At 44.5% G+C, this 20,579-nt stretch carries 20 protein-coding genes; 1 reads left to right on the top strand and 19 read right to left on the bottom strand.

Annotated elements, in window-relative coordinates; translation table 11 throughout:
- The first annotated feature begins 11 nt into the window (after positions 1 to 11).
- Complete coding sequence (locus FIU82_RS16085) at positions 12 to 1,388, top strand: aldehyde dehydrogenase family protein (RefSeq protein WP_152441600.1); 1,377 nt, start codon at positions 12 to 14, stop codon at positions 1,386 to 1,388.
- 24 nt (positions 1,389 to 1,412) lie between these two features.
- Here the strand turns inward: FIU82_RS16085 and FIU82_RS16090 are convergent, their stop codons facing one another.
- From FIU82_RS16090 to FIU82_RS16180, 19 genes are all read right to left on the bottom strand, one after another.
- Entirely contained in the window at positions 1,413 to 1,745 is a 333-nt protein-coding gene (locus tag FIU82_RS16090) for a carboxypeptidase-like regulatory domain-containing protein (protein WP_022944452.1), read from the bottom strand.
- A gap of 155 nt (positions 1,746 to 1,900) precedes the next feature.
- Complete coding sequence (locus FIU82_RS16095) at positions 1,901 to 2,731, bottom strand: immunity 49 family protein (protein ID WP_152441601.1); 831 nt, start codon at positions 2,729 to 2,731, stop codon at positions 1,901 to 1,903.
- Between the two features lie 149 nt (positions 2,732 to 2,880).
- A complete protein-coding gene (locus FIU82_RS16100; RefSeq protein WP_152441602.1) occupies positions 2,881 to 3,501 on the bottom strand; it encodes a hypothetical protein in 621 nt (206 codons plus the stop codon).
- A gap of 400 nt (positions 3,502 to 3,901) precedes the next feature.
- Positions 3,902 to 4,486 carry a hypothetical protein gene (locus FIU82_RS16105; protein WP_152441603.1) on the bottom strand — a complete coding sequence of 195 codons (585 nt, stop codon included), beginning with the start codon at positions 4,484 to 4,486 and terminating at the stop codon, positions 3,902 to 3,904.
- 240 nt (positions 4,487 to 4,726) lie between these two features.
- Positions 4,727 to 5,317, bottom strand: a complete 591-nt coding sequence (locus tag FIU82_RS16110) for a hypothetical protein (protein ID WP_152441604.1) — start codon at positions 5,315 to 5,317, stop codon at positions 4,727 to 4,729.
- A 175-nt stretch (positions 5,318 to 5,492) separates the two neighbouring features.
- A complete protein-coding gene (locus FIU82_RS16115; protein ID WP_152441605.1) occupies positions 5,493 to 6,083 on the bottom strand; it encodes a hypothetical protein in 591 nt (196 codons plus the stop codon).
- Positions 6,080 to 6,850 (bottom strand): ChaN family lipoprotein, encoded by a 771-nt coding sequence (locus FIU82_RS16120; RefSeq protein ID WP_152441606.1) that lies wholly within the window; start codon positions 6,848 to 6,850, stop codon positions 6,080 to 6,082. The genes FIU82_RS16115 and FIU82_RS16120 overlap by 4 nt, the downstream gene beginning before the upstream one ends.
- 86 nt (positions 6,851 to 6,936) lie before the next feature.
- Entirely contained in the window at positions 6,937 to 7,362 is a 426-nt protein-coding gene (locus FIU82_RS16125) for a hypothetical protein (RefSeq protein ID WP_152441607.1), read from the bottom strand.
- Positions 7,363 to 7,607: 245 nt separating this feature from the next.
- Positions 7,608 to 8,333, bottom strand: a complete 726-nt coding sequence (locus tag FIU82_RS16130) for a hypothetical protein (RefSeq protein WP_152441608.1) — start codon at positions 8,331 to 8,333, stop codon at positions 7,608 to 7,610.
- A complete protein-coding gene (locus tag FIU82_RS16135) occupies positions 8,330 to 9,199 on the bottom strand; it encodes a hypothetical protein (protein WP_152441609.1) in 870 nt (289 codons plus the stop codon). The genes FIU82_RS16130 and FIU82_RS16135 overlap by 4 nt, the downstream gene beginning before the upstream one ends.
- Before the next feature lie 385 nt (positions 9,200 to 9,584).
- Positions 9,585 to 10,109, bottom strand: coding sequence for an SMI1/KNR4 family protein (locus FIU82_RS16140; protein WP_152441610.1), 525 nt, complete (start codon positions 10,107 to 10,109; stop codon positions 9,585 to 9,587).
- Positions 10,110 to 10,113: 4 nt separating this feature from the next.
- Entirely contained in the window at positions 10,114 to 14,460 is a 4,347-nt protein-coding gene (locus FIU82_RS16145) for an RHS repeat-associated core domain-containing protein (RefSeq protein WP_152441611.1), read from the bottom strand.
- A gap of 16 nt (positions 14,461 to 14,476) precedes the next feature.
- Positions 14,477 to 15,340 carry a hypothetical protein gene (locus FIU82_RS16150; protein WP_152441612.1) on the bottom strand — a complete coding sequence of 288 codons (864 nt, stop codon included), beginning with the start codon at positions 15,338 to 15,340 and terminating at the stop codon, positions 14,477 to 14,479.
- Positions 15,331 to 16,353: a hypothetical protein gene (locus FIU82_RS16155; protein WP_152441613.1), complete on the bottom strand. Its 1,023-nt coding sequence runs from the start codon at positions 16,351 to 16,353 to the stop codon at positions 15,331 to 15,333. Before FIU82_RS16155 ends, FIU82_RS16150 begins: the two co-directional genes overlap by 10 nt.
- A gap of 21 nt (positions 16,354 to 16,374) precedes the next feature.
- Positions 16,375 to 16,668, bottom strand: a complete 294-nt coding sequence (locus FIU82_RS16160) for a PAAR domain-containing protein (RefSeq protein WP_026111034.1) — start codon at positions 16,666 to 16,668, stop codon at positions 16,375 to 16,377.
- Positions 16,669 to 16,750: 82 nt separating this feature from the next.
- Positions 16,751 to 17,146 (bottom strand): hypothetical protein, encoded by a 396-nt coding sequence (locus FIU82_RS16165; protein ID WP_045979030.1) that lies wholly within the window; start codon positions 17,144 to 17,146, stop codon positions 16,751 to 16,753.
- A 206-nt stretch (positions 17,147 to 17,352) separates the two neighbouring features.
- On the bottom strand, positions 17,353 to 18,060 hold the full coding sequence (locus FIU82_RS16170; protein ID WP_152441614.1) for an ankyrin repeat domain-containing protein: 708 nt from the start codon (positions 18,058 to 18,060) through the stop codon (positions 17,353 to 17,355).
- Positions 18,061 to 18,281: 221 nt separating this feature from the next.
- A complete protein-coding gene (locus tag FIU82_RS16175; protein ID WP_152441615.1) occupies positions 18,282 to 18,989 on the bottom strand; it encodes an ankyrin repeat domain-containing protein in 708 nt (235 codons plus the stop codon).
- Between the two features lie 84 nt (positions 18,990 to 19,073).
- Positions 19,074 to 20,579 (bottom strand): Mbeg1-like protein, encoded by a 1,506-nt coding sequence (locus FIU82_RS16180; protein WP_152441616.1) that lies wholly within the window; start codon positions 20,577 to 20,579, stop codon positions 19,074 to 19,076.

The raw sequence follows: 20,579 nt of genomic DNA on the forward strand, positions 1-20,579 counted from the left end.
GGGATATTCTAGTGAGCGAGCAGTTGGGTGTGCTTGATAAGGTGTTTTCGCAGTTTAAACAAGCCCATGAACAAGAGCCAATAATGAGTCTTGTACAACGCAAGCAGGCGCTATTAACGCTGAAGCATGCACTACTTGATGCACAAGAGCCATTGATTGCAGCAGCCAGCGAAGATTTTGGCTATCGCGAGCGCTTTGACACCTTGGTGAGCGACATTCTTCCTACGATAGAGGCATTGGACTACTGCCGTAAAAACCTCGCTAAATGGACTAAACCGGAAAAGCGCCAGGGTGGTTTTGCGCACTTTCCCTCGTCATTACACGTACATTATGAGGCCAAAGGCGTGGTGGGCGTTGTATCGCCTTGGAATTATCCAGTGAATTTGGCGTTATCGCCCCTTGCTTTTGCCCTCGCAGCGGGTAATCGAGTGGTGGTGAAATTGAGCGAATATACCCCTGCTGTGAATCAAGTATTAAAAACATTGCTTAGCTCTGAGTTGAAGCGCTATGTGGCCTTCATTGAAGGAGATGCACAAGTAGGGGCTGAGTTTAGCGCTAAGCCTTGGGATCACCTTGTGTTTACCGGCTCTGGTCAAATCGGCAAAAAGGTAATGCGCAGCGCTGCTGAGAATCTCACACCGGTAACCCTAGAGCTCGGGGGTAAGTCGCCGGCGGTGATGTTGCCTTGTGCGCAGGTCAATCATGCGGCAACCCAGATTGCCTTTGGTAAATCGACTAATGCTGGGCAGATATGCGTAGCTCCAGATTTTGTCCTCTTACATACCTCACAATTAGATTCTTTTATCACTTGCATCAAAGCCGAGGTGGCGCAGTTAGGCCACCGCCCAACGAAGGTGATTAATCAGGCTCAGGCTAATCGCCTAAAGACGTTAAAAGAGGATGCAATCAGCAAAGGAGCCAAGGCGTTGGAGCTCTTCAATGGGGGGGAGCAACATGTGTTAACCCTGCTTTTAAATGTCGATGATAGCATGCGTGTTTGCCAGGAGGAGATCTTTGGGCCGTTATTGCCTATCCAAACTTATGAGCATATTGAAGACGCCTGTGCAGCTTTAAAAGTGCAGCCCAAACCATTGGCATTGTATTTGTTCGCGACCAAGCGGGCCCATTGGCAAAAAGTGAGTGAGCAAGTACAAAGTGGTACGTTGGCGGTGAATGACACCCTCATGCAAGTCAGTGCAACTGATTTACCTTTTGGCGGGGTAGGAGCATCGGGATTTGGCCAGTATCATGGTATTGAGGGGTTTTATACTTTTTCCCATGCGCGCTCGGTTCTCAAAACACCCCATTGGTGGCCGCGTGCGAAGTTGTTGTTACATCGCTCGCCTTGGTTATTAAAAATAGTGACTTGGCTTTACTTAAAAAAATAGGAGGGTTACCCCTCCTAATCGTATTTATAGCTGTTTAATTTCGATATCAATCACGGTGTTATTCTCTACCATGACCCATTCGCGGAAGGTTTCGTAGCCGGGTTTACTCACTTCAACCTCATATTCACCAGGTTGCAGCTCTATCCCATCGTGGTATTTCGGACGAATATTCATAATTCTTACGCGTGAATCCGAAGGGGTGGTATTCACGGTTAACTGCGTGATCTCAGGCTTGACTACCTCAACAACTTGCTCTTTTGGCTCGGTATTAGTCTGTGGCTCAGCAGGTGCTGGCGCTTGGGTATTTTGACACGCTGCAAGCATTAAACTCAGGGCAAGGACAGATAGCTTTTTCATGGATTTTCCTTAACTGTGGCTTCACTTCCTAGTAGGTTCGTACGAACTTTCAGGGATCTCTTCGTTAATGGTTTAATTTTAGATACAGCTGCGCACTGTAGCTTACTCACAGCGATATAGTCAACGCAGTTGAGATAAATCCAAAAAAATATACGCTAACTAACAATATAAAAACGTGGCATAAAATCGGTATCAATATCTACACTGCGGCCTTGGTCTTGCACTAAACAGGCTGTGCCTAAAAGCTCAATAGGCATGTAGAAGTTAGTGTGGGCATGGTCGGCGTAAAGGTGCTGACCTTGGTACTGCCAATAGTGATTTAAGGCACCCAGGAAGGTCTCATCTAAATCAGTAGCTTTACTGATCAAGGCATTATTAATTAGACTTAATTTTGCGTTAGTGCAGTGTTGAACTAGCGGGTTAGTGTCGGCGGCAATTTGCTGGCTCAGGGCGATGATTTCTGGTTGCGGGACCTCTTTGTCCAACAACACTTTTTGCAGCAGCTCGGCCAACATAAGCTCAACCTCCGGGCACACGGCACGGCTCTCTCTTAAGTGAGACAAATCAAACGCTAACAGTGAGGAAAGGGCATCGTGGTCGCGTACTGTGAGTGCACAAAAGATGGCTTCTTGCCAATTCTGTGCATTGATCCGGCCTTGTTCAACTAGGCCGACGCCGTTGTACTGGGTGTCGTGCTGTTCACCGTTAAATTCTAGCTCCACAATACGTTCAGGGTCGTTCGCGAGGCTAAATAATAGCGCATAGGCCTGCGCACAGTGAGCAATGGCTTGTTTCGCCTCTGCGTTGTGCTCTGGACTTTGCTCATATGAAAGGTACTGCGCTAAAGTGAGTGCGTGATTAGCGAGCCACATCAGGTTATCGCGCTGCACATGCACGAAGTTAAGGGTGTCTTGGTACTTTTTGCGGCTGGTGTTTATCTTCTCGTCAATTTCAGAAATTGTAGTAGGGCGCTCAATGTTTAGCATGACATATCCTTGTTCGGGGGTGAACTTATCCTTAAGCCGCTATTGTAAACAACACCATCGCACTAGCGCAACTGTACTTTAAATAGCAAAGGCTCTTTTAGCCATCAAGTAGGTAATGACCGCAAGAGCCTTTATCGGGGGCGTGTTAGCTATCTTGGTAAGTTTTTACTGAGTTTTTTATTCTTATTCATTACACCCGAGTAATAACCGTGCAGTGCCTCATTTAATTGCCGTTCGCAGCGTTTAAGTTGTTCACTTTGTTCAATAACTTGCATGCTCAGTTTTACTTTTTCTTCACGCAGGTTTTTTACATCAATACTTTGGCTATCTAATCGGCTTTGTAGTTCATCAACTTGACTGTTCGACGCTTTAAGTAATTCATGTAATTCTTTGTTGCGCTCTTGTAAGTCACGGCAATGATGCTTCATTACATGCTTACTGGTGCTCGCTTCCTCGAGTTGCTGTTTAAGCTCGGCCATTTCAATTTGCACATCGCGTTTGGCCTGCATTTGCACTTGCTGCATCTGCTCTGCCATTTTATCCATATGCGCAAGGGCTTTTTTATTTAATGATTCCGCTTGGTTTATCTGCTGAACCAAAGGGGCATGAGCTTGTTCTAGCTGCTTAATTTGCCGCTCTTTTTCTTGTAACAGTTGCTTGTAAAGGTGCAGTTGCTCACTCAGGGAAGGCTCGCCACTACTTTGGCCAATAGGGGTTACGGTAGCCTGCGGCATAGGTTCAATTGGGGTATGAAAGTCTGAGTGCGCCATTGTCTGTCCTTGGAGTTCTTATATGTATTGGTCAAACTTTAGCAAATACGGCCAGTAAAAATTTGATCTATATCAGGTCCAGACCCGCTGAAGACTTTGCTCAGCAAAGACTTTGATCTAGCGCAAATAATGGATGAGGTAATGTAAGGTTTGGCTCTGAGTGCACGGGCAAATACAAGCTATATACTTATGACGATAGAGCAGACTTATAGATTTACTATTTGGGTGACTACTATATAAACGCTCAGCGATAAGTCGTGTTTAGGTTATCTCTTTGTGAATGCTTAATTTAGCGCCTGAAATAATGAAATGCGTATTATTTTAGCTGTTAAACTAAGTGTACCCTGCTAGCTAAGCGTTTATCACGCCACACTAGCAGGGGAAAGTGCTTCATAAAAAGTTAGAGCTCGTTTGAGGACAAATGCCGCTCAGCAGATTCCAGCTGTCTCTTAGCATACTTTTTCTGAAAGTTTGATTGGGTATGCTTTAGAACATGTTTAGCGTGGATAGCTACTTTCTTCCAGTTTCTTTCTTGTATATATAAATCTGCCAACTTCATATGGTTTGCAGCAATTTGATTAGGGGTAAAACTTTTATCTAAGACCAGTAACTCCTCACGAAGTGCTATTGCTTTAGCGATATCCTTTTTTACAAATTGGCCTGACCCATAAAGCCAAGCTAACGTAGTATAAGCGCCAGGCTCTTTATTTTTTAGCCTTTCTTTGGCCTCTGCTACCAGCCTAGTACCGTCACCTGTATGCAAACTTATAGGTACCAGAGCCGACCAGTAACCCATCTCATAGGCTTTTTCGCACCATGCTTCTAAGAGTTCTGGTGCATTTATTAAACTTTTGTGGCACTGCTGCGCAGCTTCTTTGACGGTAAGCTTGGGGTCGTCAATCTTAATAGAGTGATCCCAGTAAGGGCCCGCTGAGATTAAAGTGCTGGATATTAATGCTAGCAGCATCGCTATTGCCTTTATCATGGTTGAGCTCCTTCATCCGATTGTCCTTCACAATAGCTTTTGCTAAAGCAAGCTAAGCCGTCATTATAATCTATACGCCTGAACCTATTTCATCGACAAGCCAATTATGCTTTCTATAATCACACGGAAGTCGACCACGCGTTTTTATGATAAATGTTATCGGAAATTACTTGAGGCAATATTAGTAATGAAAATACAGCTTACGTGAGTAAAGGCAGCTTTCTTGCTCTATTGACACGACTACTGGTTTTGCTTGCCCAAAGAAATACCGGCGTCTTCAAGCTGCCTTTTAAACATGGCTTTTTTAGCTTCAGCGTATTTGCTTTGCTCAAGATAACGCTTATGCTCAGCGACTTTTTCCGAATTTCCGAGCTCTTTATAAATAGCAAGCAGCTCCTCATGGGTGCTACCCACTCTCATTTTCTCACTCTCGACATCACCGTATTCATTTAAATATCGTTTAAACAACACAATAGATTTTTGGAGATCTCTATCAATAAAACGTCCTAATTTATAGGCATAAGCAAGCGCGATAATGCCTCCAGGAGAGCCTTGTGCAGCATGTTTTCTCGCTTCCGCGATATAGCGGCTACCATCTCCAGTATGCAAGCCGATAAGCTGAAGAGCGCTCCAGTAACCCATCTCATAGGCTTTTTCGCACCAATCTTCTAAAAGCTCTGGGGCGTTGATCAAACTTTTATGGCATTGCCGTGCTGCCACCTCGGCGGTGAGCTTAGGATCGTCAATCTTGATAGAGTGATCCCAGCGTGGCCCTGCTGCGCTTAAGGTGGCTGGTAATAGTGTTAGGGTTAAAAATAAAGCCTTCACCATAATGAAGCTCCTTCTAGTGAAACCTCTAATCTAAGAGTATGAAAGGTGGGTGAGAGTTAATGGCATTGCTATTGAAAAAACCTTAAGTTTAAAAACGCTAGCCAATGTATCGCATCTCAACCGCTTAGTCGTTATGCTGCCAGGCTCCTTTGGTTATGATACTCGTACTCCTTGGCTAATTACTTAACTTACTTAGCGCTTTTGCCTTTAAGTCTTTAGCAAGGGCGTCAGAGCCATCTCCCACACTCTGATCAATTACATACTGTGAATGCTCAATAACACGTGGCCAATCTTCAAGAGTGGTATAGATTTTTGCTAGGTTATAGTGAATAGATCTCAGCATAAATCCTGAAGTGTCGCTCTCTTGTGCTAGAAAAATATCATACAACCGCGCTGCCTCCGCTAAATTTGTCTCTATAAATATACCGTTATAGTTAAGCCAAGCTAGTTTACGAATAGCTATGTGTTCTTTTTTTGCAGCACGGCGTTTTACTTCGTTCACATAGCGAGAGCCATCTCCTGTGTGGTAACCAATATAAAGTAAAGCTTCCCAAGCTCCCATTTTATAAGCCTTTTCGCACCATGCTTCAAGCTCCTTAGGTGCATACTTTAGACTTCTTTGGCATTGCCGCATTACGGTATTTCTGGTTAGTTGCGGGTCTTCTATATCAAGAGCTGGCCATAATTGATTTGACAAAGGTTTGCTATATGACGGAAAAGCTAGGCCGATGCAGATAGCGAGAAATATTAGTTTTACATTCATCATTGTATTTTCCCATCTGAATCTATTTTCCTTTCTGGGACATGTACTTGAAATGCTTTTACGAAGTGTTTGTGAGGGAAGCCTTCGCGATAAAAATATTGTTGTTTAAGAGTTTCTGCCTCTGTAGATTCACCTTCACAGTGTCTTTGAGATAGGCAACTAATACCGCCTATATAGTCTATAAGCCTAATATTGTTTATCCCTCTTTCCTGCATCAGAGTATCCAAACCTGGTTCATACTCGGAGGCTTGCACGGCATGCCAACGGTGCATGAAAGCAATTAGACGATTTGACTTAGACTGATTTAAAATGGCAGTGATATTGTCCGCCCATATCTTGTTTCTACGGGTGTGGGTACTAAGACATTTGCCATTTTCATACTCTTTGTAAACGCACTCTTTATCAAACTTAGCCATCATTTCTTGTGAAATATCTAAAGCGACTATCTTCAAGCCGATGTCTTGAGCGGCTTTGGCTAATTCTCCGTACGCTTTTGGGACTAAATATCCCCAAGCCCAATTTTCATCAAAATATTTTTGAATTTCTTTAAAGCCTTTACCTGTCTGCTGATATTGCAATATCTTCTCTTGCATAGAGCGGGGGAGCATTTCCATTGCAAAGTGAGTAAAGCCAGCAGCTTTTAGCTGTCGGAGAGCTTTAATAGCTTCATGCTTATATATTACAGGGTTATGGCTCGATTCTGCGAGTAAGATCAGCCGAGCGCTCCCCGCCATTTTTCTATAATTTACATCCTTGTTTATTTTATTCATGCTATTTCCTTATATAGTTATCACTTACTTATGCCTTCCTGAGGTAAATTTAAGGTTGGCACTTTCTGTGCTCTTTTAGTCATTGTTTAATCAAAATCCTCAATCGCTGGCAGCGTACTTTTACTTTTGTCATTGCAAAGCCAGTATTGCTTGTTATCACCTTGGGTGAATGTCACCGAGTACTCTTGGGTTAGCGTTCCAAGCTCTTCACTGTGATAGTCGCTGATAACAACCTTAGTTTCATCATAACTAAAATGCATACTGTGCTCCGAAACCAACGCACGGTGATAACTCGACTTATTAACACTATCAGCAGTAGACCCAATATCGAACTTTAATTTTGGGTGCTCAAAATGGGTGAGTGCATAGGTGTCATCTACCTTGCTCGCAACGACATAAATTGGGGTTGGATTGTCAGCGCGGCAATCAAAGATAACTTGTACATCACTTGCTGCAGCATAGCTTGAAGCTGCGAATAACAAACAGCTAGCACTCCCCATTTTTACAACCATTTATTCCTTAGCTTTTTATCGTCCCGAGTAGCATACTCCGTAACTGTATCCTTTAATATAACCATATTAAGTAGCTCATCAATGTATTTGGCAAGTAAAAATCTATACTTTACACCTTCTACTTCTGCAACTATCAAAGAAAGCAATTTTAACAGCTAGTGGGGCCAAGGCCCTACATCAAAAAATTATATTCATTGATGTAGTAGCTTTGGGTTTAACATGCTGCTTTAAAATTTAAGCTAATGTTAAAACTTTTTAATAAGGCTATATTTTGAGTCGGCGGTTAGCCGTGTTATGACGTAGCTATATGAGGATGAGTAACTTCCACGCTCAACTGCATTTGCCATGTGAAGAACAACATCTTCAACACCGTCCTCGTTATAATCGCCATACGCCATTATGGTCAACCTTTGAATTCCGCCATCTTTGTCATAATAAACAGCCTGCTCATCGTTGACCGGCTCTATATTTTTAATCTGGCCCATCTCTTCCCAGCTACTCGCATTTTCTAAGCGGCGTTTATCATCATTTGAAATAACTAAAGACAACTCTGGAGGCATTTTATTTGGTAAATTCAAGCTATGTTTAAGTGCTCCTATAAAGCTCTTTTTAGAGGGTTTCAACTCACCCATATGAGACCAAGTAGTGCATATTTTATTGGTGGCAATTAATGCTTTCTGCTCTCTATAATTTGATGAGCTATAACCTTCCTCTAATGCTTCAGATAGCTTTTTGCAGCTATTAATTTCAAGGGTCTTCTTACTCTCTGACGTAACTTCGTAAGAATAAAACCATTTTTTATTTGATAGCTCTTTAAATTGCTCAGGCTTGTTTAGAGCCAGTTTTTCTAAGAAGTATCCATCTGTTTTATTTTCTGAACCAAATGTTGGAGCTATAGTTTTTTTATCTACGTTTGCACATGCGACACTTGAGATGCTAATGCATATAAATAGGGCGGTATTTTTAATCATTTTGTACTCTGAAATAAATTACGAACATAACTATTGCGTTCAGCTGATACATCTACTCTGTTTGATTCAATAGCTGCTTTTTTGAAATCACGAGCTTTCATATGTTTATTAAATTTTGGAAAACCATTTTTAAGTTCAGGCATGCCTAAATTAAAAATCATATCAAATAGTGCTAATTTTACATTATCAGGGTAACTTGCAAATTCGGAGGCACCATATATGCGTTTAAGTTCACTTTCAAATACTCTTATATGGTCCTCAACCTGGGCCTCTCTCACTGCCTCAGTTGCTTCCAATTTAGTAAATGGTTTATAAAAACTAGCTGCTTGACTCCCATAGGGTTTTGATTTAATTAATTTAAACTCATCCTCAATTTGCTGTGGTGTAGCAGAAGTTCCCGTGTCTCGTATAATGAAAGGCACTTTTTTTGCCGCATCAACATCCTTTAGTAAATGGCCAACCCCCATTGTTACCTTACCTTTTGTATCTAAATACATATGAGGGATATTACCTTCATATTTTTTCATGTTTTGTTTTAATGTTAGCTTCAAGTTGCCCGATAGAGGGATGGCGGCAACTGTTGCAGTTCTTGCCAACTTTTCGTTGATTTTTTTGTGGGTGCGACCATTTGGATCTATTCTTCCATCTGGACGCACCATGTCCACGACTTTGCTTTGAAATGCCTTGATAGCAGCAACTGTTTTTGAACTCTCTGGGCGAGAGCCTAAGCGTCCATCGACTGCCAATGTGTTTGTGCCAGGGAGCAGTTGAAGTAACTTATTTAAAGCGGTTTGTATTGTTCTTACATCGGCTGGATTGTTAGCTCCACTGAGGCCGACTGATTGAGTAATTCTAATTGCTGACATATGAAAGTTCCTTTTTCGTTTATATACCATCATTATTTATTTAAAAAATTTCCATTTTTATTTTTTTTAGATAGCGTTAAGCAGCTTTATTAATCTAATAAAAAATAGAAATAACAACCTTGATAAGTTTTTAAATATTCTTTATGCGTGGTTACTTTTTTAATAGAGAATAAAAAATCTATATGTTTTTTTTGTTTTAATCATAAATTTTGTTTTGATTTTAAATTCTCTATTTCTTTACGTCGTTAAAAGTTCAACTCTATTTAATCTATTTAGCGCCAGATCTATGTTAGAATAATGATAAAACCGCTTTGAGTTCATTAATTATTGGTGAATCGTCTTTCCATTGTATTTATTATTAAACTATTATAATTTAATTCACGGTTTAACCTTCAATTATGTCTATTAATTTATCGTAATCTACGTCAACTGGTTCAGGGTCAGGACTGCCGGTTACAAGAAAAGAAAAGTAATCGGTGAAACTTTTAAACTTTGACACTTCTTGACCGTATGTTTCTGTCAAAAATAGTCCAACCTCTCCTGAACGTTGTGACTCTTCAGAAAATAGAAAATAATAACCACCACCGGACCATTTACCTATAACCAATCCTTCTTCAGGTACGGGAGAGTATGAATCGTCTTGACCATAAAACTCCCTATAGTAGGAGTTTTTAATCATGACACTACATAGCTTTTCATACCTTTTATTTTCACCAACAAGCCCACATGCAACACCTCCGAACCAGAAGCAATACCCAATATGCATAAGAAACTCTTTATAATCATCAGGTAAAGTGATTGCTAAATCTGATTCCAGATCGGATATCTCCTTGCTGGATGCCCCATCTCCTTGAGTAAAGTTTTTTTTGTTTTTTGCTTTTTCCACTATGTCTTCGATTTCTTTCAACATATTTTTATGCCTTCTCTATATTCGATAAACAAGGACCATTTCCATTAGTATCATAAGGGCATTCGCCTTCATCATACCAATGAAGTTCCTTATTGTTAGTTTTATGATACTCCTCTGGAAGGAGCTCAAGGTTATCTAGCCTGTTGGGGTCATCTTGACTGTCACACCTAAAAATGGGCTTCTTGTGGTGAACATTATATCCATCAGGGACCTCACCCGTTATTTGCATATCCAGTAGTTCTTCTTCAGTAAAATGGTTGTGAGCGTCGTGATTTTTATCCATGAGCGCTTCAGATGCATAGTTAGATATATACTCACTTCGTTTAGCCGGAAATGCTTTTCTTGCCTCTTCAACTTCACCCACGGTGCGTTTATGATATTTAGTAGGCTTTGAGTCTGGATTTACTCGAACCCGTTCGTTGTTTATTTTATGTTGCTCTGCAAATTGATCAATACTTATGACTTCTGTTGTTGCTCCGCCAGATTTGTTTAAAGTTATTAAACCGTTCTCTTCATCAAGCCCTGCGAGTTCGTATTCATGATTTTTCCTATACTTACCACCCTCTGGGGTATATTTCAGACTGGACTTGTGGGTTTCACCAGCAACTGCACTAGTAATTGCTGTTTCCATTATTTTTTCTTTTGTGATCTTATCTATACCACCCGACTCGACCAACTTATCTAACATACGGCTTAGCTTCTTTTCGCCTTCTTTACACAATAATCCTAGCGGGTCCACCCAGTTAATGGGGTTGGGCGCATATTGGTAGTGGTTGATACCGCCAACTAAGCCAATTGGGTCTTGGTTAATAAAGCGCTGTTGTTTGGGGCTGTAATAGCGGTAGCGATTGTAGTGTAAGCCGCTTTCTTCATCAAAGTACTGGCCTTGAAAACGCAGGGGTTGGGTAATGTGTTCTGGGCTGAGCTCGATTTGCTCACTGTAACCAAAGGCATCGGTATTATTTTGCCACACCACTTCGGCGTGGGCGTTGGTCACAAACTGCGGGGTATCGAGCTGGTCTAAATGGTAATAGTACACACCACTGTCGTTGATTAGCAGTAATGGCTGATACTCGCCGGGCAGTGATACATACCAGGTATACTGGCCGTTTTGGCACTCGCCAAGCAACTGGTTACCGTCCCAAATATAGTCAATGCGCCCTTGCTCGGTCAGTTTGGCGCAGCGTCGACCAAGTGGGTCATATTCATAACGAGTCAGCTGGTCGTTATGATAAAAGCTTGCTAGCTGATTTAAGGCGTTGTATTCCAAGCGTTGGCGCTGCCCTTTGCCAAGCACGTGCACCTGGTTACCGCAGGCATCGTAGTCAAACTCGTCCTGGCCAAGATGATACAGGCGGTCATCAACACAGGCTGCGCCCGTAAAGACATCCTCGCCGCTGTTATTAAGGGCAGGGGAAGTGTGCTCTTTATCAACTGGGCGCAGCGCTGGTTCATCCGATGCGGTTGCTTGCTCCGGGTTACCAAAGCTATCCCAGTGGTAGCGCGCCGGTTGGTCGCCGTTGACCTCAATAAGCTGATTGATGGCGTTGTACTGATATTGCTTATCGCTGCTTAGCTCGCTGTTTGAGCTCTCGCGCTGACTGGCTATAAGTTGATTGTTGCCATCGTATTGGTAACTTTGTTTGGCATAGAGCGCATTTTCTGGATGCGATAACTCCTGCTCGCAAAGGCGGCCAAAACAATCAAACTCTTGCTTGGTGGTGATGTTATTGGCGTAGTGAATTTCACTGAGTTGACCATGTCGATGGCTGAGCTCAACATGGGTGTGCCCATTGAGATCGATGCGCGCCAGTTGGCCTTGGGGGTCATAATGATAATTAAGAATTTGGCCGTCGGCCAAAGTTAAGGCGCTGCGTCGGCCAAAGGCATCATAACTGTAATTAAGGGTATGTTGGCCCTGGGTCGCTACCAGTAGTTTACCAGCTTGATCGAACCCTTGTGTCAGGGTGGTGGCACCGTTATGGGCGCGCTGCAGGCGTCCTTGACTGTCATAACTAAAATAGTTGGACAGGTTACACAGGGTACTGTCTTTGGCATTAGGATGGGCTGCCTGTTGCTCTATGACTTGGCCAAGCGCGTTTCGTTTTAATTTAATAAAGCGCTCGTCGGCATCGTTGAGTGCGACCACACGGTTATGAGCATCAAACTCAAAGCGCTGCACGCGACCGTCAAAGCCCGTGGTGCGAATTGGGTTTTCATTGGCGTCGTAATCAATACGGTATTCTGCACCATCACTGCGGGTAATACCGATCAGGTTGCGCTCTTTATCATAGCGGTAGCGCAAGTGGCTGCCATCGGCAAAACGCACTTGTTCGGGCTGCGCTAATCCAGCGTAATCAGCGCTGGTTTGCTCGCCATTACCATTGGTGGTCGCCGTTAAGCGACCAGCAGCATCGTAATGGTACTCAATACGAATCGCTGCGTGCTCGTCGCCTTCTTGGCGCATGACTTTGGCGCTGAGTTGGCCGGCGGCATTGCGCTCGAATTGGGTTAATAGACCGGTGTTGGTTAGAGTTGCATTAACACGGCCTAGTTCGTCGTAACTAAAGCGCGTTAGGACATCGCCTTGTTGATGTGCTAAGAGCTCGCCTTGGGCACTCCAGCTAAACTGTTCACTGCGGCCATCGCCATGCACTACCGTGGTCAGTTGATTATTATCATTGTATTGATAATGGCTGGTGCGGCCATCGGGCAGAGTTTGCGATTGCAGTAGCCCCATGGCAGTAAACGTGCGTTTTAGTTCGCCGCCATCGGCATAACGAGTCAGTACATGCTGCCCCAGTTGGTTGTAAGCAAAGGTGGTTTTATTGCCTTGAGCATCGTAGTGGGCCACTTTTTGGCCACGTTCATTGTATTCGCTGCGCTCTTCACTGCCATCTGGATGCTGGGTATGAGTACGATTGCCAAAGGCGTCGTAGCGGTATCGCCAGCTGTGGCCCCGCGCGTCGGTGTATTCAACCAGCTTGCCGTCGCTGTTGTGAACAAAGGTTTCGGTATTACCGCGACTATCGGTACTTTTACTCACTCCCTCTCGGGGGTATTCAAAGCTGTATTCGTAGGTGTTGTTATCACCGTACTGGCGAATACATTTTGCATCAACGCCTGCACCTTGCCACTCAAAGTGGTGGCTAAAGCCACTGGCGCGGGTACGTTTGCTAATAACATTATCGCCACGGTAGCTGTAACGCTCGATATTGCCCTGGCTATCGGTCACTGCCACCAGTTGTTTCGCGTCATTGTATTGATAACAAGCAAGCAGCGGCTCATGGATGTGACGTTTATCTTTGTCATCCATGTGATATGCGGCAACCTTAGTTAATAAATCATCGCCGTTATATTGCAGTACTACACCGCGCTTATCATTTATGGCAACACGGCTTAGGCGTTCGTTGGCATCGTAGAAAAAGCTGAGTGTTTGCCCTTTGGCATCGGTGATTTTCTCGAGTAACCAGGCCTTGGAGCCAGCAAAAAACGTGTAATGGCTGTCATCGGGGCGTACTAAGGTTTGCTTGCCATCGTTTTGGTAGTGTAAAGCAAGTTGTGAGCTAAGCTGGTAACTGGTTTGCCCTGGTTTTACTTTCTCAAACTCGTGTATGCGGCCTTGTTCATCAACGAGCTCTAGCCAGTAGCGCCCGGGTGTTTTCGGGCCAACTTTGGGTGGCGCTTCGTAGCGCTCAAAAATGCTAAGAGCAAAGTGGTGGCGCCAGCCAAAGCCCAGGCCCACATTGGTATCGCTTTTACTGGAGCGGTATAGGCGTTGCCACTTTAAAGGCATGGGGGCGTTAAGGGTAAAATCGACCAACGGCAGAATTTCTTCACCGCTGAGCATGGAGATAGGATCAGAGCGGCACTCTTGCTCATCTACGCTTTGTTCCGTGGCCGTGTCATTGGCTTGGGCTTTGTTAGGGTTGCCCTCGGATTGACCGCCTTTTTTGACCACGCTGGGTTGGGACTTTTTATCTTTTTGTGCTTTGGCGCCGCCACTGGCACTGGCCGAGTTGGTATTGTCGCTAACTTGAATGCTGCGTTTAGGTTTTTGGTTATAACAAAGTAAGGAGCCTGATGCTAACGCCGAGCTTAGGCCATGGGCGACTTCCCGCGCGGTGGCGGTGTTAACCGAATGCACGCCTGCAGCGCGCAGCATATGCACACATTGAATTCGTTTATGAATATCGCCGACCAGATCTTCGGCCAATAGATTGACTTGGGCGCCTGCCGCATCTGGGGTGTCTATCGCCACCGGATCGTAGCCACCAGGGGCTTTATCATTGGCTAGGGTAATTAACACTGAGCCGCGTTTTGAGCGAAAGGCAATTGAACGAATATCCATATTCTTACGTTATTCCTTAATCAATCCATTGATACACAGAAGCTGCTTGATAGAGCTTGGGCGTGCTGCCAAGGTGTAAAATAATATCACGATGCATGCTCGAATTGTAGTCTTTATAGATACCAATAAATGAATAAAGGCCAAACACTGCGCCGAGCTGACCATGAACGTATTCACTTTGAGTCACCTTTGGTTGCTCAACCACTTTACCGTTTAGTTGTAAATACCCCTCAAGCCAGGCACTAGGCCAAGGCTCTTCCCCTAAGGCGGGGGCTACAATGTGCTCTATTGGGGCGGGCACTTCTTTTACCGCTTGGCTGAGTAAAGTAGGGAAGGGGTTGTGTTGTTCGATATCGAAGCAAGGTTCACCATGACAAAAGGGCACGTGCAGCCCTGTTTCACCAAATTTTACTCGTGCTAATGCGAACGCGGCGCCATTATTGTACGTGATACCTTCATTTAGATGTAAAAATTGCTCATCTAAGGCAATGAATGTGACATTTTTAGCAAGCTGCATCGCTTTAATGAGCGCGCAGTGCAGTGCCGATTCACCGTGCGCGAAAAACTCGTTTACCGGGTGGGGGTGGCCTGGTTGCGCTCGGCCATTGGGAGCCACTTCGTTTAGGGCTGAAATAAGCGTATTTAGGCGTTGCTCATCATAAGCGAGGTTAGGCAGCAGCCAAAAAATAGGCTCCTCGGGGTCAAACTCAAAACGGGCTAAAAACTGATTCAGTGGCGCAATAAGAGAAATAGGCCAGGGCATTGCCTCGCTCTGTTGCGACTGCTCGCTTATAGGCATTGGCTCGCTAAGAAGAAGTGCAGCTTCGGTACTTTCGAGCCCTGGAAGGGCGATATCGAACTCTGTGAGTGTTATTGCCATGTGACCCCCAAGGAGAGTGGATGAACTATATGGCTCTCTTTTTTGTGCATTAAATTAAACAGCTGCGCCACCAAGTAAGGCGTAATAGCATCGAACTGATAGTCTTTAAGCGGATGCGTGTAGATGTCTTTCCCTGCCAGTAGTCGATTGGCAAAATCGACCTGCTCGCAAAAGGTTGGCCACTGTGTTGATAGTTGCTCCTGAAAGTCGCCCAAGGTATCGGGAGCAAGCCAAGCTTCGGTCAGTTGCTCTTGCGTAAATAGCGTTTCTACATGCTCGCCGTAACAGTTCATGAAAGTGTTGATAAGCCCGTTATTGGGCTCCTCACACAGTAATTGGTAAATCAAAGGAAGCTGTTTTGTCAGCCCTGCGAGCATGAATAGGTGTGCAATGTCTTGTGGGCTGTGGCTTTTTGACCAGGTATTGGCAATACGCTGAATATCATCATTGGAACAGGTCAAGAAAAATAGTTGGGCTAAAGGGTGCGTGAGCGAATAACGGGCCAGTATTTCTTCGCAAGCAGTCAATATGTCTTGTTTATCGTTTGCTTGCCAACTTAAGGTTTGCCCCGTGAGCAACGCGCGATAGTCGCTGTAGTCTGTCGTTTCGATTTGCTGCAACACCGACTCGGGAATATGTGTTAACACCCCCTCTCGCCAAGCCAGCTCTAAAGCGATGGCATGATGCTCTGGTGATTCGCTAAGCAATAGCTGGTTCAATGCAGATTTCAGACTTAATCGTTGCAGCCTAATCAATAGCTGGCAAAAAAGCACTCGTTGCTCAAAGCTGGTTTCATCGCTAACTATAAAAGCTGCATCGAGCAGTGTTTTGCTGCCGATGCTCAGTGAAAAAGGACAATGAGGATCAGAAAAATCTCGCAAACCCGCGCTGGCCTGGCGCAATTCGACGGTGAAGCGATTAACGGCGCTTAAAAAGCTGGCACGATTAGCCAGAGGATGTGATTGTAAGCACACCAGTTCTTGCAAACGTTGAGCGGTATTCAAAGCTTCCATGCGTGAGTGCAATCCTTTAGCCTAGCCACCAATCAATACAGTTGGATTACCAACTACTATTTTCCCGCCGTGAGCGGTCCCATCGCCCATACGTGCGGCGGGTTTACCATTGATTTTTACAGATCCTGAGCCTGAATTAATGGTATCCGGCGGACCTACGCAAATAAGTTTATCGCCTTTTCTGGCCGCTGGCAGGCCACCAATCAATACATTGCCTGAGCCCATGATTATAGGGCCACCGACATGAGGAACTGGGCCGGGATTAGTCTTGGGGCATACATGCATATGAGTCAAAGTGGAAGCGGGTTTTCCCATGATCACATCCTTTTAATCGCTGAAAGGCTATATTATCGCCGATTAATAGTGCGTCGACAAGTATATTGAATGCCCAGCTTGATTATTCTGAAAAGTCAGGTTTCAACAAGGCCTGTAGTGGCTCAAGCTCCGTGGTATTAAAGTCCCAGCGCTGATGGTTTTTAAATTCGAAGTCTGCTTTGAAAAAGCCGCTTTTTTGTTGAATTTGTACCAATAATTGCTGAATTTGCAAGGGGCCTTGGCGAGTAATTTCCTGCTGCATATCCTGCACCATATCTGAGAGAACCAAATGCTCATTAGAGTTGACGTAAAATGGCGTGGCTGAACCATCGTCTTGGTAGTAGAAACCGGCGTTTGCAAACCCCTGATCTTCTCGAGTAAGAACCAAAGCTAAGGTTGACCAAGTAATGTCTTTTAGTGCTGACGCTTTTAGCACCTCATCAACGATTCGTTGTAAATATTTAATATCAATGCCCATAGCTTATGTCCCTATATAATGGTTTTGGTTGCTAAGGTAGCATATTAAGTGAAATAGAGGGCGGATCAATACCTAGCGTCAGTATTTTTACAAAGAGTAAAATAAACGGTATTAAGTGATTACGTGGTTATTTGCACTACTCATCTTACCGCAAGATCTAGGTGTGAGGCTTCATTAAGACGACAATAACTTAAGTTTCGTTTATATTAATTAGCTGCTCTGACCTCTTTCGGTGAGGGCGGAGGAAAAGAAACGCCTTTTTCTATCAGTAGTTCTTTCACTTTCATCGCATAATCGTAATTACTGGTTCCGGGCCGAAGTAATTTCTTTCGCAGATCTCGCTCTATACTATTGGTAACCGTGCCGCCTGTGGCTGAAGGCGCAGAAAAGTCGCCACCTTGGGTAATAAATAGTAAAGTGTATTTATACTTTAGCATGAGCGCCGAATAGTTGGCGGCGTTATTGTTCATCGCGTCTGTGGCATTAAGATCAACCCCATGAGCTAATAACAAATTTACTTGCTCATCTTTGTCATTAGCAACCGCATTGAATAAAGCCGGCTCTAAGCTTGCATCTACTGCATTGGGAGAGGCATTATATTCAAGCAGAACCTGCATCATTTTGGTTTTGTCGCTACCGGCTAAAGCCGACAATAGTTGCTCTTCAGTCGGTCCATTTCGGTCTAGGGTTACATAAGCTGGAAAGTCAGGATCAGCACCGAGGTCTAGCGCAAGCCTTAATGATTTTTCATTCGTTTCCATCGCGAGCCAAAATAGTGGCGTAATACCATGCTCACCGTGTACATCCAGTGCAACGCCAGTATCAATGATAGCTTGCGCGGCTTGCTTGTCACCCGCTTTAATGGCGTTGAGCAATATTACATGGGAAGGCTCAAAAAATTGTTCAGCTTTCATACCTTGCGCTAGTGTGGGCATGGCCATAAATATAAGCAGCACTGCATACAGCCATGTGCGCGCCTCGTTAAAGTTGGAGAACGTCAATGTCAGTCTTACGCGAAGTCTGAGCCAATGAATGTGACAAGGTTAATAGGCTTATTAATTTATCACTCCTTTTCGGTAGCAAATAAAGTAGAGCGGGCGGTGATGCGGTTGCGGCCTTTTAACTACACAAAGCCTTAATTAGCCGCTCTAACTTCTTTCGGTGAGGGCGGAGGAAAAGAAACGCCTTTTTCTATCAGCAGTTCTTTGATTTCCATTACATACTCATAATTGTCAGTGCCAGGGCGAACCAATTTTTTACGCAAGTCTTTTTCTATGCTGTTGGCAACCGTGCCACCAGTGGTTGAGGGCGCAGAGAAGTTGGCTCCTTTAGAAATAAATAGTAAAGCGTATTTATACTTTAGCATGAGCGCCGCATAGTTGGCGGCGTTGGTGTTCATCGCATCTGTGGCATTAAGATCAACATCATGCTTTAGCAGTAACTCTATTTGGTCGTCTTTATCGTTGGCAATAGCATTGAAAATAGCTGGCTTTTTATGGGCATCAACGCCGTTGGGAGAGGCATTATGCTCTAGTAAAACCTGCATCATATCGGTTTTGTCGCTGCCCGCTAAAGCTGCGAGGAGCTGCTCTTTCTTTGGTTCGTTACGGTCTTTTTTAACTAGGGCCGGGTAGTCGGGATTCGCGCCGAGTTCTAGCGCAAGCTGTAACGATTCTTTGTCCGTCTCCATGGCGAGCCAAAATAGTGGCGTAATACCATGTTCACCGCGTACATCCAGTGCAACGCCATTATCAATGATAGCTTGCGCGGCTTGCTTGTCACCCGCATTAATGGCGTTGAGCAACTTTACATGGGAGGGCTCAAAAAATTGTTCAGCTTTCATATTTTTTCCTTGAGTAGGCAATGCCATGCAGGCTATCAGAATCAGTGCCAAAGGCACAGCAATAAAAAGAAGCTTCATGTTCACCTAGCCTAAGTAATTGTCTTTAATGGTATTAAGGGTGTTTATATCTTCTTGCTTTTGCGACTCAATTCCCTCAACAACTTGGTCCATACCGTGGCGGTCTATGGGTGTGCCACCTTGAAGGCTTGGCAGACTGCGCATATCACCAGACGCTTTAGGGATTAGGTCTAAACCGGCAATTGCCGCAGCTGTAGCAAGGCCCGCGACAGGGCCCCCCAGATATCCCGCAGCGCCAGTGAGTATGCCTTTTACTGGCAAGCTCTGCGCCATGGTGAGAACATCACCATCAACCGCTTGAGAAACAATCAGTTTTGATACTTCTTCTAAAGGCAACCCTTGTTCACGTGCCGACGTTTTCGGGTGTAAGCCTGAGGAGTTAAAGGTATAGCCTTTATTTCCCGATACAGCGACACCGGATGTTGCCAGCCCGCCACCGAGAGAGTGACCGACCATAATGACATCATCTTGATATAATTGCTCAGCTCTTCGTGCAAGTTCCATCGCTTGGTTGTACTGGGTCGTTTCCATACCACTGCCTTGCATAAAGTTGGTTTTCCAATCTGCTGCACCGGTTACACCGTTATTCGTCCCTCGGAACGTTAACATTTTTTCACCAGTAATATCAGACTCAAATAACGCGGCTCCGAAGCCCGAATCATTATCGGTAAATACCGCGTCCGCTAATTCTGGTGTATTTTCTGCGTTAAGGTGTTTTAAACCCACAGGCGGTTCTGGCAGCGTGTCTATATGCCCTCGGTTGTATTCATCAACGCGATAAACATACTGAGCGGCCTCAGCACGAACGACATTGTCATTATTAAAGTCAAGACGCTGCGCTGCAGGCTCTGCTCCAGGTAGCGAGCGGGTATCGGCAATTAGAGTCTTTCTTTGCTGATAACGTTGTTGCCTAGCTGCGACAGCATCAAACTGCTCAGGGACCTCTGCCACTTGGGGTAATGGGGTGTTTGTCGAAGGCCCGTCTATTACACCGGCCGAGCTTGAAGCTGGAACCGCAGCTTTTGAGCTAGAAGGTGTGCTTTTACCTTGAGGACTGGCCAAATCTGCACCACTACTACGTTTTGGCTGCTCAGCGCTGGATTGCTGTGAACGAGTCTTGTCAGATTTTTGCAGCTGACGTTTTACAACGCTTGGATGCTGAGCAATATCTTCTAGTGGATAAACAACTAGTCGCCCGTCTGTCATCGCTTGCGCCACATCGCACAACTGTACATGTAAGGGCTTTGAGCCGCCATTTAGTAGGGTTAAGTTTAAATAATCGTAAAGCGCACTAATGATAAGGTGATTATTTCGCCACGGGTCCAAGTCATGAAGAAACTGTTCTGCAAATACTACCCCCGCACTGAACTCGGCCATTGCTGGCCCCAGCATAGGATCATCAGGGATATGCTCTGGACGACATATTAAGTGAGGCTCGCCAAAACAGCAGTACACCACGATACCTTGTGAAAACAAGGCTTCTTGGTTGTGGCTGCTAAGGTAAGCGTTCAT

The organism is Pseudoalteromonas sp. THAF3, assembly GCF_009363775.1.
GTDB classification, from domain to species: domain Bacteria; phylum Pseudomonadota; class Gammaproteobacteria; order Enterobacterales; family Alteromonadaceae; genus Pseudoalteromonas; species Pseudoalteromonas ruthenica.